We start from the raw sequence: 13709 nt of genomic DNA on the forward strand, positions 1-13709 counted from the left end.
ATGAACGGATTACTTTGCCATATTATTCGTGGCCCAATCGTCCACAATCTTAAGCTCCTCTCCGACAATATATAGCTCATGCGTCTGCCGGTTCTCATCACGAAGCTCGTAATTAAATTGATTATCACGCTCATTGTAACCCTTGGATATGATCCCCACCGAGCTTAAATCAAGCGAGTCCTCATACTTCTGAATCACCCGCTCCGCTGTCGATTTCGTTTCCTCGTTGTCATCGTACATACCCAAATGCAGCGCCACGCTTGCCGCATCCTTTTGCTCCAACGCTTGAATGTAACGTTCAACTGCCAGCCCGGCAAAGGGGTATTGTCCGATCAGAGGGGAATCGTACAACGGCTCGCGCTTGTTATCATCTCGAATCCGTTCCATCCCCTGGGATTTGTCGTATTTTACCTGGAATGGAATAGAGCGAGTCTCTCCGTCCTTCGTGCCGGTAATCGTGTAATGTCCAACATAATACTCGTCATTTTGCTCGTTAGACTTAAATTTCATCTGCAGTTCTTTCAAGTCGTCAAAACTCAACAAAAAGCCTTCCAAGACTTTTGTCATATCAGATTCAGGATACTCGTTCTCGGCATAAATCATAAGCAAGGACAATGCCTTCGTGTCCTTCTGTTTCAGTGCAGCCAGAAATTTCTCTCCGTCTTTTTCGGAAACTAGCTCTAATGACTGCTTTTCATTCTCGGAGAGCTCGGGAGCATTCGGATTGGTTACGGTTCCTGCCCCCTCTATTGGGGATTCCGGCATTACGGAGATCTCAGACTCTGACGGTCCGTTCTTGGATTCTCCGCTATCGGAAGCAACAAGTACGCGTTGCGATGATGGAGCCTCCTCCTTGCTACACCCCGCCATAGCCATTGTGAAAATTACCGTGATGGCGACAGCCAGTGCCCCCACCTGTATCCGCTTCCTCCTTTTCAAACGATCCTCTCCCATCTCAAGGAAATAATACCAGTAATTGGAGGCAGTGTATTGATGAAAAGTTTCGTTGGACCAGGAGGGACCCTTTGAGAGACTTAGACCTGCTGGTCTAGGTCAGCGTCTTTTCGTAGATGCTGATTTCGTAATCGGGTTTCATGCCGGCCTTCTCATAAAGACGATAGGCGCCCGACGGGTTGGCGGCATCCACGCCAAGCGAAACGAGCGGCTGCCCCGATCGATAGGATGCCTCGAACACGGTTTGCAACAGTGCAAGCGCAAGTCCGCGTCCGCGGAACGACCGGCGTACGCCGACCTTCTCGATGAATAACAAATCTTCACGCATACGGGCGAGCGCAAAGCCCGCAACACTTCCACCCGAGTCCCGGGCGATCATCCACCACCGTTCTTCGAAGGTAGGCAGTTGTGTTTTTTCAACCCATTTCTCAAAAGACGGCTCCGCAAAATCCCAATGATCGGCGAAAGATTCGATATAGGCTTCGTAGACAGCTCGTTCGTCGGCCCCCTTCACGTAAGGCATGACGGTGAAGCCTTCCGGCAGGTAGGCCGGTGCCGGTTCGGCGTCCAAGCGGATTCCCATGCGCTTGAAGTACCGGACCGGGGCGAAGCCCCTATTTTCAAACAGCCGGACGGCATCTTCGCATAACGTAGGGACCATGCTTTGCAGTCGCTTGGCGACGCCGGATTCGTTCCGAAGTTCGGCAGCGCGCGCTTCAAGGGCCGCCACGAGTGCCGAGCCGACTCCCCGGTCGCGCGCGGCGGGCAACACGCATCCATAGCTGAACAGCTTTTCTTCGCTGTCTTCCTCGAGAAAAGCATACCCGATCAGGGCGGAGTCCGTATCTTCGACGACCCAAACTTGGGTCTCGAGATCGAAGCCCGACCACATATCCAGAACATCGTCAAGAACGATGTCGGGAGCGCCCAGGTCTTCGGTATCGCAGGCGGCCACAAGGTCGCAAACACCCTGGGCGTCCTCCGGGGTTGGACGGCGCAGGCGGTATGTCGTTTTTGACATCATAGAAATCTCCTTGAATTCATTTTAGATAGTGTAGCATATAATCCACTTTCTTCCTATTCTTGAAACGCAAATTCCCCACACTTCCGTCCCCCTCCCTTTGATGCATATAAACCCGAACTCTACCACTTAATAACCATTTCATAGCTTGATAGAATTAGGGAGTTTAGCGGATTTCTCCCCTAGCCGTCTTCCTGGATAATGATAGGGAATGTTTCTTAATATCCCCATTTGAGAGGAGAAATGCGAATGTCATCATTGACGAAAAGACTTGCGGCCGTGATCCTATGCTCCGCTCTGGTTGGGACCGGTTGGGGCGGATCAAGCATTGCGGCCGCATCCCCCGATCAGCCGCTTACGCCGAAAGTAGAATGGAGTTCGACGTACGGCAATAACTTCGCACGATCAGCGGGAAATGCGGTCACACCGACTTTGGACGGAGGTTACATCGCCGTTGGAAACGTCGACGAAGTCAGGTCCTCCAATTTTGAAACCGAACAAACAGGCTATGTTGTGAAAGTGGATGAAAACGGTAAGCTTCAATGGGAGCAAACAGTGGCGATTACCGAAGACGATTCTTATGTATATAACTTTTCGCTGGAAGAAGTCATCCCTACCCACGACGGCGGTTACTTCGTTGGCGGAACAGCGACGGACAACAGTTCCCGACCCCACAATGTTCCATTGTTGGCCAAGTTGGATGATAAGGGGAATATCGAATGGACGCGTCACTATCAGGCCTCCGGATATGTAAATAGTGTCGTGGAAACTCCGGATCACGGATTTGTTGTTACCGGCTATAATATCAATCCAGCGGCAGCGGTTTGGGCCTATTTGATGAAAGTGGATGAAAATGGAGATGAAGTTTGGATCAAACATTACCATTTTTCCGATGAGGAGTACCCGATGGGCGATTTTCAGTACTTTAACGATCTGTTAGTCACACCTGACGGGGGAATCCTGGCGGTCGGGCAGATGGAGGAGTTTATCTCCGAACAACACCCCGATGCTTCCCTCATTGTGAAGCTTGACAGCAAGGGTGAGATTGAGTGGACCAAAAAGCAGATCTTGCCGGGGAGCGGCATTTCGGCTGATGCCGTCCAGTTGGCACCGGACGGGACTTATCTCGTTGGAGGGTCGAAGCGGCAAGACAATAAAATGACCGTGTTTGTTCTTAATATAGCAACCAACGGTGAGGTCCTTTGGGAGAAGTCTTTTAATCTTGAAGAGGGAAGCTTTGCTCTGGGAGAACTCGTCTCCACCTCCGACGGGTTCTCGTTAATAGGTCAATATACTACAGGAGAATACCCCGATTACCACCATCAGTATCAAATTTATGAATTGGACACGACTGGAGAACTCATAAGAAGTCTGCGATTAGAGGTACCGGGACTGACCAGCACGGGTACAGGAACAATTACCGATGACGGCGGTTTTATGCTCTCGGGCAATATGACCGAGAACAATAAACAACGGATGCTGCTGATTAAAGTATCGGGCCAAGCAGAGGAGCCGTCCGCGGAATTAAAAGAAATTCGGTTTGCGAATCCGGAACTGACTCTGCAAATCGGCGAACGTAAGCCGAGTGTCGTACAGGCCGTATATGCCGACGGAAACGCTGCGGATATCACCGGTACGGCCACCCTTACTTCTCTCAACCCGGAAATTGCCGCCGTCGACCCCGATGGCTTCGTTACCGGTCTATCTGTCGGGACCACGGAAATTGTAGCCGAATTCGGCGGTTACACAACAACGCTGCCGGTAACCGTCTCCGAGACCCCGGGTCAAAACGCCGGGCGTTTCTATCTGGATTCGGAGGATTATTCTCTGGAGATCGGCAGTGAATTGGACGTCCTTGCTTTATTTACCGATGATACGGGCCATACGTCCATCGTGAACGGAGAAACCCGGTTTACGATGGATAATCCCGATATTGCTCAAGTTGACGAGCGCGGATATCTCATCGGCATCAAGCCTGGGCTCACTTCCGTGACGGCCACTTATGGGGAGCATACTTTCACCTCAAGCGTGCTGGTCGTCAAACCTTACACTCCGCCGGGACAGCTTGACCAGCAACCGGAGCAACCCCCGGTGCCGGAAACCGCTCTAGACAGCGAAGCGCCTATATTGCCGGGCCAATAGAAGCATCATCGGATTAAAGTCAAAAAGCCGCCTGAATGGCGGCTTTTATTGATTTTAAATGCCTAAAATCTGCTGTCGGTGTCCGGCTTGGTCATGCTTAGATATTTGAAGTCGACCCGGCACCCCGTTCCCATCGGGGACTGGGCTACGACCCCCGCCTTAAACCCAACCGGGGTTTTCATCCCGAAATAACGGATGAGTTTCCAGTCTTCCCCATTCGCCGAATAGAAAAAGGAAACCGTATTCTCCCTTTTCGTGATTCTTAAGAAGGGGTTCTCTACCGTTACCCGTTCCGAATTGCAATCATCGGAGCACCTGTTTTGGGTCACGACGGAAACGATGGTGGCATGTTCTCCGTTGAATTCGTAACAAAGCTTGGCCCAATTGTCCTCGTCGGCCATTAACATCAAACATCCCGAATCATAAATATGATGCATCTCCACCTGCAGTTGTGTTGTAAGCTGAAAGGACGTTTCGGCCGGTACATGCAAAAACGGAGCTGAATGAACCACGTGTTTTCCCGCGGGATCCCCGAAAAAATCGGCTTTGGCCGGTGTATGAACACACAACCCGCCATCTGCGGTATACTCCCAACCGGTCGGTTCGTTCATCCATGTTAAACGTTCCCTCTCCCCAACCCGGAACAAATTATGACTCATGTTCATCCTCCAGAAAAAGAATAGGCATATTTTCCAATGGTGAAATATCCCTCTTCCAAGTATACTAGGAACGCATTCCGTTCTTATATATAACATTCCCGCTGTCGGATGTAATAATATGGTACTACGATGCGATCTACTCCAGCGAACGTTTCCCTTCCCAGCGGTAAAGCCAAACGCTGAACAAAATCGCGATGATGGCTGTCCCGACGATGACGTGGATGAGCCCTCTGTTCAACAACATCTCCGGGGGAATCTCTTGAAGCCGGGCATAAGGATATTGCGCCCAAATCGTGATCCATCGAGCTGACCAGGCACACGGTACATAAATCCAATTGAAGTCGCCCAACCCCGTCAGGAGCAGGGCCGCCACCATACTTTCCACGATCCCCAGTCCCATGGAAGCCCCGCGCCCATAGCGAAGGCTAATTATAAAATGAAGAATGTACATAAAAATGCTGCCTATAAAAAGAATCCCACCCGCGCAAACATAAAATGTCAAATCATATAAGGTTGAATCGAGGATAAAGATGTAGCCGAAACCGAAACCGGCGGCAGCGAGCATAATGCTTCCAAGACCCAACAAAAGAAGCAGACTGATCTTGCTTACGAACGGCAGCGGTTTGACGGACGAGGTCAGGAGCACTTGATAATTCCCCGCATTGGCCTCTTGGTCGGCGGCAAAGGCACACACGATCCCGATCATGACTGGAAGCGAAATAGCTACGATTTGTAAATAGGCTTCAACCTTGGATTGTGAGGTCCAGGGGCTGAACGCATAATAGGACAGAAACACGGCGATTCCAACCAGAGGTATGACAAGATGTATCCACAATAAGGGCTGCCTCCGCAGTTTGATCAGGTCGGAACGCAGATAGCGCAAATATAATTTCATGTTACCTCGTCTCCTTGGCATCAAAGGCTTTTGCCGTAATGAAGGACAGCAGAACAAACAATCCCACCGAGATTAGCAATCCCGGTAGTATGACGCTGCCGTCCATCAGCGGATCGCCCGCCGGAACCGGCAAGCCGTTAGGCAGTACTTGGATAATCGGGCACATCAGCCGGCCGGGAATCGTAAAAGGAATCAACCACCACAAATCGGAAGTCGCCAACATGATCCCCAACCCCACATTACCGATCATGCTGAGGATTAACGTGACGAATACGCCGATCCGGTCAACAAGATAAAGCCAAAGCGGAATCTGCCAAAGAAACGTGACGAAAATGACGAGGCAGGCCATCAAGCTGGTGATCGCCGACAAGGTCCCGGGAAATACCGTGCTCCCCGCCGTAAGAATCAACCAAAAGAACAGGGAAGACACCAGAAACAGCCTGGAGACCACCGCGATTTTTCCCGACCAGGTTAAAGATGGGGATAACGGCAGGGCAAGAATCGAGCGATAACGCAGTTTCCGGGCATCTTTCTGCAGCACACCGATACACATGAGAGCCAAAGTTCCCGGGAGAATCATAGCGTACCACCAATTGAAGCTCCCGCTTTGAAAGAACCGCCCCGCCATCAGTACGACGCACAACATCAGGGTAACCAGCGGTGCGATGAAGACCAGCTTCCGAGTAAACGTTCGTCTGATCTTTAAATGTTCAGCCCGAACGATGCCTGTAAAATGATGCATCCTATTACACCCCTTCCTTGCGGTGTCTTTTCGCAATTTCCATAAATAAATCTTCCAAATGCCCGCCGGGCATAACCGGCTCCTGATAGGCCAGTACGCCTCCGGCCATGATCGCGATATCGTCGGCAATCTGCTCCACTTCCGAAAGAATGTGGCTCGAAAGAATGACCGTAATTCCGCGTTCGGGAAAAGAACGGATCAACTCCCGCTGCTCTTGGATTCCGATGGGATCCAGCCCGTTCGTCGGTTCATCCAGGATAAGCAGCTTGGGACGGTTCAGCAGGGCGATCGCGATGCCCAAGCGCTGCTTCATTCCCATGGAGAACTGGCCGGACCGTTTGCGTCCGGTGTTCGTCAAATCCACCATGTCCAGGACTTCATCGATGCGGGATTCCGGTAGACCGAGAAGGGTAGTTCGTACCTTCAGGTTCTCTCGCGCCGTCAAATTTTCATAAAGCGGCGGAGCCTCAATCAGCGCTCCAATCTGATATAAGACTTTGCGGTCCCACGGCTTTCCCTCGAACAGAATTTCGCCCGATCCGGGTTTAAGCATTCCCGTCAACATTTTAAGCGTGGTCGACTTTCCCGCTCCATTCGGACCCAGCAGGCCGTATACGGTGTTGCGCCGAATCGTCAGGGATACGTTATGAACCGCCTTTTGTCCCTTGAAGTTTTTACATAATCGGTTAGTTTGTAAAATAATGTCGTTCATGCTTCTCCATCCTTTTCCTTTATTCTCTGGAGATCAGCATACGGCCTATTTCTAACAAATTTATAAACCGGAATAAAAAAAACGGCAGTCGCGAACGACGTATCGTCCGTCTAACTGCCGTCTTTATTTAGTTAGGGTTCCAGCTCCACGGTAACCGCGAGCTCGTTGATATAGTAATTGAATTTTGACTTGATATCTTAAATGTTGGCGAGCAGGTCATTCAACGTCTCGGCCATTTCAGAAGCCCTTCCGTTTGCTTCAATTGACGTGCCCGGGGCGAGGCCGCCGCGGGGAGCTTGGCCACCTTCACCTTGAAGCCTCTTTCGATGGCCTCGGCTTCCGTGAGACCAACATGTGCGAAAACGGAGGAATCGATAAAAACGGAAGAAGGCCTTCTTCTTATGGTCCATTTCTTCTTGTGAAACCAAATGCGCCATATGTTCCAATGCTTTCGTCGGGATGCAGGCTATATTGATGCAAGTTCCTCCATACATCAGCGGAGATTTCTCCACAACGGCAACCTTCAATCCTTGATCGGCCAAAAAGGGGGCCAACGTCTTCCCGCCTTTACCACAATTATTCTTTCGGATTGGAATTGGCCGTCTCCAGGTCCGCCGGGCTGTGAGCCGACCTTTTATAGATCTCTCCCCAGTCCTTCATTGCTGTAATGATCGGAGTCAAAGTCTGGCCGAAATTTGTCAAAGAATACTCCACCTTGGGCGGGACCTGATGGTAGACCTCGCGATGGACGATGCCGTCTTCCTCCAACTCCCTAAGCTGCAGGGTAAGCATACGCTGAGTAATGGACGGGCAAATTTTGCGAAATTCATTAAATCGCTTGGGGCCGGACATCAAATGATACAGCAGCACACCCTTCCATTTACCGCCGATCACGTCCAGCGTGAATTCCACCGGGCAGCCTTCATCGTTGGGGCAAAATCCGTATCCGCTCTTTCGGTCTCTCATGACTTCTCCGCTCCTAAAACATATTTAAAAACCTTCTAGAACCACCTTACCAACCGCTCTGCCCGTTTCGAGCGTAGCATGCGCTTTGCGCAAATTCGCGGCGTTAATCGGCGTCAGCGTTTCGTTCGTCGTCGTCCGAAGGACTCCGTCGTCCACAAGCCGGGCGATCTCATTTAACAAGTTATGCTGTTCTATCATATCCGGGGTTTGATATGTTGACCGGGTAAACATCAATTCCCATACAAACGTAACGCTCTTGTTCTTTAACAAGGTCAAGTTCAATAATTCATCCGTTTCGACGATGGAACAAATTTTCCCTTGCGGTGCGATCGCTTCCGCCATATTCGACCAATGCTTCTCGGTACTGTTCAGGCAGAGGATATAATCGACCCGCTCCCATCCCGCCGCCTTTAACTGCGGAAGAAATGCCTTAAAATGATTAATGACATGGTCGGCACCCAGCCCCGTTACCCAATCGGCCGATTCGGGCCGGGAAGCGGTGCCGATGACCGTCAAACCGGCATATTTCGCCAATTGCGTCGCAATCGATCCGACACCGCCGGCGGCACCGATGATCAAAATCGTCTTCCCTTCATTATCGGCTTTGTTACGGGAAATGCCAAGCCGGTCGTACAAACTTTCCCAAGCGGTGATCGACGTTAACGGCAATGCGGCCGCATGGGCAAAATCCAGTTTGGACGGCTTCATACCGACAATCCGCTCATCCACCAGATGAAACTCGCTGTTCCCTCCGGGCCGGGTAATACTGCCGGCATAAAAGACTTCGTCACCCGGACGGAACAACGTCACTTCCGGACCGACCTGCTCCACCACGCCCGCGACATCCCAGCCCAAAATTTTGGGCTCGCTCTCCTCGCGGTTCTTTGGGGAACGCACCTTGTAGTCGACCGGGTTGACGGAAATCGCCCTTACCTTAACGAGCAAATCCCTCCCCTCCGGTACGGGCTTCCCCACTTCCACGTCCAGCAGACTTTCCAGATCCTCAATCGGCAAGTACTTATATAGACCTACGGCTTTCATTGTCTCTTTCGTCATGTTTTTTCTCTCCTTTACGTTTACGGTAGTTTTTGTTGTTATCGGCAGTATAATCTATAGGTTTGGTAGTGAACAGTACGCACATTCATGTGATATAGTATCAATTTGTATACTATTGGCGTCGGACAAGCCAAAAAATCCGACCCTCCTTTATTGAGGAAATCGGATTTTTATGTCGGGGTCATTCTTCGTTTAACCGCAGTGAAAATTGATGGGGAGCCCAAGGTAACCCCTGAAACCTAAGGACACGATCGCTGACCAATTTCCATATGCGATATGTGATGAAGGAAACCGAAATGAGCTGACGTGTTTCCTCCAAAACACGGATACGACATCACTGCCTTTTATAAAATCGCGTTCCGTATTTTCGCTTTGCAATTTGGCAACCGCACTTACAATAACCGGATCCAGTTCGTTTTCGTCGCAGCCGATGATGTCCCCCGAATCCCACAACCGAAGCAAATGATTCCGGGATGAGAGCTCCAACCATTCCTGATCATATTGCTTCCTTTGACGAGAGTCCAGGGGAATCCCCTCACCATACCTCTTCACGACTTCCAGGAAACTTTCCCAATCGCCCTGGGCTAATGCGACAGGAGCCGCCCCGAATGTCCCATGTCTCTATGCGCTTGCGATACATTGACGACATGAATCGGGTTCTCTTGTTCTCTTAATAAATGCAAGGCGAAACGGAGTCCCGTCTGATCGTGAGCGTTATCCCCGCTCCAGATAACAATCGTCTTGTTTACCGGAATTTTTCTTAACGTCTCCATCATCGATTCGATGTTCCTGATTAGAACTCGCTCCGAAAAAGGTATCCGGCAGATGTTCCATCATCCAGAGTTCCCTATTCCGCTGCCCTCCCAAAGTGTTCAAATCGGCGATCGGACCGACCGAGAACAACTCATTAAATGCGACGACCCGATGTCCCTCACTCCTATTGAGCTTGCTTAGCGCGACCTTCAATGAACCGGCATTCGAAAGACTAAATACAAGATGAACGTAGGTCTGACGCTGCTCGGCTTGGATTCTATGTTTGTGTATAGCTTCAATGTATTTTTCAAGCAGTGTATACAAATGTTCCTCTTGATTTGCGGTTTCCAACAATTGACGAAGTATCAGGCGATATTCGCCATTCCCAAACTCTTTCATACGTTCATCAAGTTTATCGATGTGAACCCCCCGAATCTCTATGATTTTCCATGCTATCCCCCTTATTTCTTCACTCCTATGCCGAATCCTTCGCCCCAAATTATAACCACCCGTCAAACAACCTTGATAACATAGAATTCCTGCAGATTTGCATCTTTTTCGCATCCCCTCGGGGGTCGGCCTAAATACCTGCAGATTTGCATCTTTTTGGAGTTGGAAGTTTGGACTATTCGCCTCTTTGTATGTGACATATCACTTCGATTATACATAGTAGCTTGAACACTCCTATGATAACGACCCCATCAGGTGGTTTTTTATTTCGCACGCTTCTCGAGCTCAACTGGCTAAAGCCCCAAAGAAAAAAGATGCACATCACGTGCATCCTTTCCCAAGGATTGATTTACGATTTTATGAAAACGGTCCGGCCGTTGAGTTTCTGAAGGTTGCGGTGATTGTCGTCGTAGTATTGATAGAACTCATCCAGTTGTTTCTGGGACAGTTCCACCGTCTCTTTCAGAATATACCATTCCACATTTTCCGTTAATGGAGGTGTCGTCAAGGACCCTAAATAATGATAGTAACTCAAGTGGGTGGGGAGCAATTTTTGAATGTCCAATTTATCGATCTTTACCCCCTTTTCCCCTTTCGCATTGGCCTTGGCCGCATCCAAAATTTGTTGAAACGCTTTGTTCGCCTTGCCAGCCTTAAACATCACTCCGATCACCGCCTTTCGCCCGTCTTGCGATTCATGCACGAAGTGACCTTCCAGCGGATAATGCTTGCCATTGATCGTATGCTCACTTACGGCATGAAAATGAACTTGCTTAAGGGAGAACGTGCGATCATCAATTTCCGCGGTACCGCGCAGACCGACTTGGATGCTGTGTCCGTCATCAACGACCGAAGTCCCTACCTTATCATACTTCAACGTCAAATCGGAACCTTTATACTTAACGGCTTTGGACGTAACAATATTGATGGGAGATTGCATCTTGCCCGACACAAATTCCCATTCCTCCTGATGATCATACGAGAAATGGGTTGCTTCAGTTAAACTGGTTGCCGCATAACTTGACGAAAAACCCGCCAGCAATAAAAAAGCCGTTAATCCCAGTACGATATAATTCTTCTTCATCCAACATCCTCTTTCAAATATAATTTCCGGGGTCGACACCTGAATATACAGGAATTTCCTGCTGATCATTATACTCCTTTCATTTTTTCATGCAATGAATCTTACAAACTAAATTCAGAAAAACGCCGGGTAGTTCTTAAGGAATACGGGGTCATTGCATTACGCTCCTTGTCTTTGCGATAATGAATACAATCTTAATTGTGAAAAAAGAGGAGGCATCACCATGAACTATCGGCATCTCGGCAGCAGCGGCCTGCAAGTCTCCACTCTGGGCCTGGGTACGAATGCGTTCGGCAAACGCGCCGATGAACCCACCTCCATTCGAATTGTCCATTTCGCACTGGACAGCGGGATCAATTTCATCGATACGGCCAACATCTACGCGGGAACGGAATCCGAGCGGATCATCGGTGTAGCGCTTAAAGGAAGAAGGCAACAGGCTGTTCTTGCGACCAAAGCCGGACTTCCCACCGGCCAAGGCCCCAACCAAAGAGGCTCCTCCCGGCATCATCTGCAGCAGGAGTTGGAAGGAAGTCTTCGCCGGCTGGGGACCGATTATGTCGACCTTTACCAGATACATACCTTCGATCCGTTCACACCGTTGGAGGAAACCCTTCGTGCTCTGGACGATATGATTACCTTGGGGAAAGTCCGCTACATCGGGGCATCCAATTATGCCGCTTGGGAACTGATGAAGGCGCTAAGTGTCAGCGAACAGCTGCGGTTATCGAAATACATTTCCCTCCAATGCAGCTATTCCCTCGCCGACCGTACGCCGGAAAAAGAATGGGTTCCCCTTTGTTTGGACCAAGGAATCGGCATCATTCCTTATTTCCCTTTGGCGGGAGGCATTTTGACCGGGAAGTACGAAGCGGATCGGGCGCCAGCCGGATCTAGAGCGGACACGGATCCCAATTTTGCGAGGTTCCTTACGGATGAGCGAATCCAACTCGGCAACGAAATCGGCGAGATCGCAAAAGAAGTAGAGGCCAGCCCGACCGCATTGTCTTTAGCCTGGCTGATGAACCGCCCGGCGGTATCCACCGTGATTGTCGGAGCCACCCGGGTAGAACAATTGCAGGACAGCCTGCAAAGTGTATCCATTCCTTATGATACGGATATGGAGCGCAAGCTGAATGATATAAGCAGCCGATTCGTATATAGCGAACCGTTTGCCGAATATCGGCTGAAATAGCGGGAGGGTGTGACAAGGATGTCAAGGGTGGATTGGGAAGAAGAAAGCAAGCGTTTTAATGCAACAGCGGCATATTACGATCTTTACAGACCAAGTTACCCCAAAGAATTAATCCACTGTATAGAAAAGAATTCGAATATTGGCTTGGACTCAAAAATACTTGAAATTGGTGCTGGCAGTGGAAAGGCATCCGAATTGTTCTTAAATCGAGGCTATGGCCTTGTATGTATCGAGCCGAGTCCTCAATTAGCAGAGATGGGCATGAATAAACACAAGGACAAAAAGGTGGAATTTGTTGTTACACGGTTTGAAAATTGGATTGAGCCAAACCATTATTATGATATGGTGTTCTCTGCGCAAGCCTTTCACTGGGTACCAAAGCCTATTGGTTATACAAAGTGCGCTAACAGCTTAAAGACGAATGGTTATCTGGCTTTATTTTGGAATATGTACTTAAGTGAAATCGAACCACAATACAAAGAATTAATTTCCCTTTGTATTAATTATGATGTGTTCCCATTTCATAGTTTGGAAGAAATCGAAAATAGGATTAATAATATTACAATAGAAATTTCCAATTGTGAACATTTCGAAACGCCCTCTGTTCATCGTTTCCCTTGGAATCAACAATACAATATTGACGGCTTCATTGGCTTTTTAAAAACCGGGAGCGGTTTCCTCGCTCTGCCAGAGTCGGATCAAACCCAATTAATTCACGAGGCGACAACTATCATGTTAAAACATGGTGGAAGGGTAACGCTTAAATTTATCAGCACTTTATTCTTAGCAAAGAAACGGTAAGACCATCTAAACACAACGAATTAAAAACCGCCTTTTTCCGGAAGGCGGTTTTGCTTTTGATTTTACGTTCGGTCTGCATTGAAATTCATTGATAGACTTAAGGAAATTCAAATCTTTGCAAGTGGGCAAAAAATATCAAACCCCCATCTACATGTTCTGTTATCATAACAACCAAAGGAGGGCCGGTTTGAAGAAGTCGATCCCAACGTGCCGAGCACAAACCTTGAGCTCGTTTACGAGATTCTGGACGAACCTTCGAATCTTTCCTTTGAAGAATAG

At 49.2% G+C, this 13709-nt stretch carries 16 protein-coding genes and 1 pseudogene; 4 read left to right on the forward strand and 13 right to left on the reverse strand.

Annotated features, from left to right (window positions below; translation table 11 throughout):
- Positions 1-9 precede the first annotated feature (9 nt).
- Both V4U84_RS17015 and V4U84_RS17020 read right to left on the reverse strand, forming a co-directional pair.
- On the reverse strand, positions 10-939 hold the full coding sequence (locus V4U84_RS17015; protein ID WP_334077591.1) for a hypothetical protein: 930 nt from the start codon (positions 937-939) through the stop codon (positions 10-12).
- 109 nt (positions 940-1048) lie between these two features.
- A complete protein-coding gene (locus V4U84_RS17020) occupies positions 1049-1975 on the reverse strand; it encodes a GNAT family N-acetyltransferase (RefSeq protein ID WP_334077592.1) in 927 nt (308 codons plus the stop codon).
- A gap of 249 nt (positions 1976-2224) precedes the next feature.
- Here V4U84_RS17020 and V4U84_RS17025 point away from each other — a divergent pair, with 249 nt between their 5' ends.
- Entirely contained in the window at positions 2225-4117 is a 1893-nt protein-coding gene (locus V4U84_RS17025; protein ID WP_334074587.1) for an Ig-like domain-containing protein, read from the forward strand.
- Positions 4118-4179: 62 nt separating this feature from the next.
- Here V4U84_RS17025 and V4U84_RS17030 read toward each other — a convergent pair whose 3' ends face one another.
- The 11 genes from V4U84_RS17030 to V4U84_RS17070 form a co-directional block, all read right to left on the reverse strand.
- On the reverse strand, positions 4180-4776 hold the full coding sequence (locus V4U84_RS17030) for a DUF1349 domain-containing protein (RefSeq protein ID WP_334074588.1): 597 nt from the start codon (positions 4774-4776) through the stop codon (positions 4180-4182).
- A 136-nt stretch (positions 4777-4912) separates the two neighbouring features.
- Positions 4913-5671 (reverse strand): lantibiotic immunity ABC transporter MutG family permease subunit, encoded by a 759-nt coding sequence (locus tag V4U84_RS17035; protein ID WP_334074589.1) that lies wholly within the window; start codon positions 5669-5671, stop codon positions 4913-4915.
- 1 nt (position 5672) lies between these two features.
- On the reverse strand, positions 5673-6413 hold the full coding sequence (locus V4U84_RS17040) for a lantibiotic immunity ABC transporter MutE/EpiE family permease subunit (protein ID WP_334074590.1): 741 nt from the start codon (positions 6411-6413) through the stop codon (positions 5673-5675).
- A 4-nt stretch (positions 6414-6417) separates the two neighbouring features.
- Positions 6418-7125 (reverse strand): lantibiotic protection ABC transporter ATP-binding protein, encoded by a 708-nt coding sequence (locus V4U84_RS17045; protein WP_334074591.1) that lies wholly within the window; start codon positions 7123-7125, stop codon positions 6418-6420.
- A 197-nt stretch (positions 7126-7322) separates the two neighbouring features.
- Positions 7323-7679 (reverse strand): hypothetical protein, encoded by a 357-nt coding sequence (locus V4U84_RS27040; RefSeq protein ID WP_334077593.1) that lies wholly within the window; start codon positions 7677-7679, stop codon positions 7323-7325.
- Positions 7680-7701: 22 nt separating this feature from the next.
- Complete coding sequence (locus tag V4U84_RS17055) at positions 7702-8091, reverse strand: winged helix-turn-helix transcriptional regulator (protein ID WP_334074593.1); 390 nt, start codon at positions 8089-8091, stop codon at positions 7702-7704.
- 24 nt (positions 8092-8115) lie between these two features.
- Positions 8116-9147: a zinc-binding alcohol dehydrogenase family protein gene (locus V4U84_RS17060; protein WP_334074594.1), complete on the reverse strand. Its 1032-nt coding sequence runs from the start codon at positions 9145-9147 to the stop codon at positions 8116-8118.
- Between the two features lie 192 nt (positions 9148-9339).
- Complete coding sequence (locus V4U84_RS26955) at positions 9340-9699, reverse strand: DUF3658 domain-containing protein (protein WP_416367259.1); 360 nt, start codon at positions 9697-9699, stop codon at positions 9340-9342.
- 32 nt (positions 9700-9731) lie between these two features.
- Positions 9732-9923, reverse strand: a complete 192-nt coding sequence (locus tag V4U84_RS26960; protein WP_416367260.1) for a DUF1835 domain-containing protein — start codon at positions 9921-9923, stop codon at positions 9732-9734.
- Positions 9862-10398, reverse strand: coding sequence for a DUF1835 domain-containing protein (locus tag V4U84_RS17065; RefSeq protein WP_334074595.1), 537 nt, complete (start codon positions 10396-10398; stop codon positions 9862-9864). Before V4U84_RS17065 ends, V4U84_RS26960 begins: the two co-directional genes overlap by 62 nt.
- Before the next feature lie 301 nt (positions 10399-10699).
- The gene (locus V4U84_RS17070) at positions 10700-11434 is read right to left on the reverse strand and encodes a carbonic anhydrase (RefSeq protein WP_334074596.1); all 735 of its coding nucleotides are present in this window, start codon (positions 11432-11434) and stop codon (positions 10700-10702) included.
- Between the two features lie 223 nt (positions 11435-11657).
- On the opposite strand from V4U84_RS17070, the gene V4U84_RS17075 reads away from it, so the two are divergent.
- The 3 genes and pseudogenes from V4U84_RS17075 to V4U84_RS17085 form a co-directional block, all read left to right on the forward strand.
- On the forward strand, positions 11658-12629 hold the full coding sequence (locus V4U84_RS17075; RefSeq protein ID WP_334077594.1) for an aldo/keto reductase: 972 nt from the start codon (positions 11658-11660) through the stop codon (positions 12627-12629).
- Positions 12630-12647: 18 nt separating this feature from the next.
- Positions 12648-13430, forward strand: coding sequence for a class I SAM-dependent methyltransferase (locus V4U84_RS17080; RefSeq protein WP_334077595.1), 783 nt, complete (start codon positions 12648-12650; stop codon positions 13428-13430).
- Between the two features lie 186 nt (positions 13431-13616).
- Positions 13617-13709: pseudogene (locus tag V4U84_RS17085) on the forward strand (AraC family transcriptional regulator); the annotation flags it as partial.

Origin of the sequence: Paenibacillus sanfengchensis (assembly GCF_036864765.1) — a bacterium.
Taxonomy (GTDB): Bacteria; Bacillota; Bacilli; order Paenibacillales; family Paenibacillaceae; genus Fontibacillus; species Fontibacillus sanfengchensis.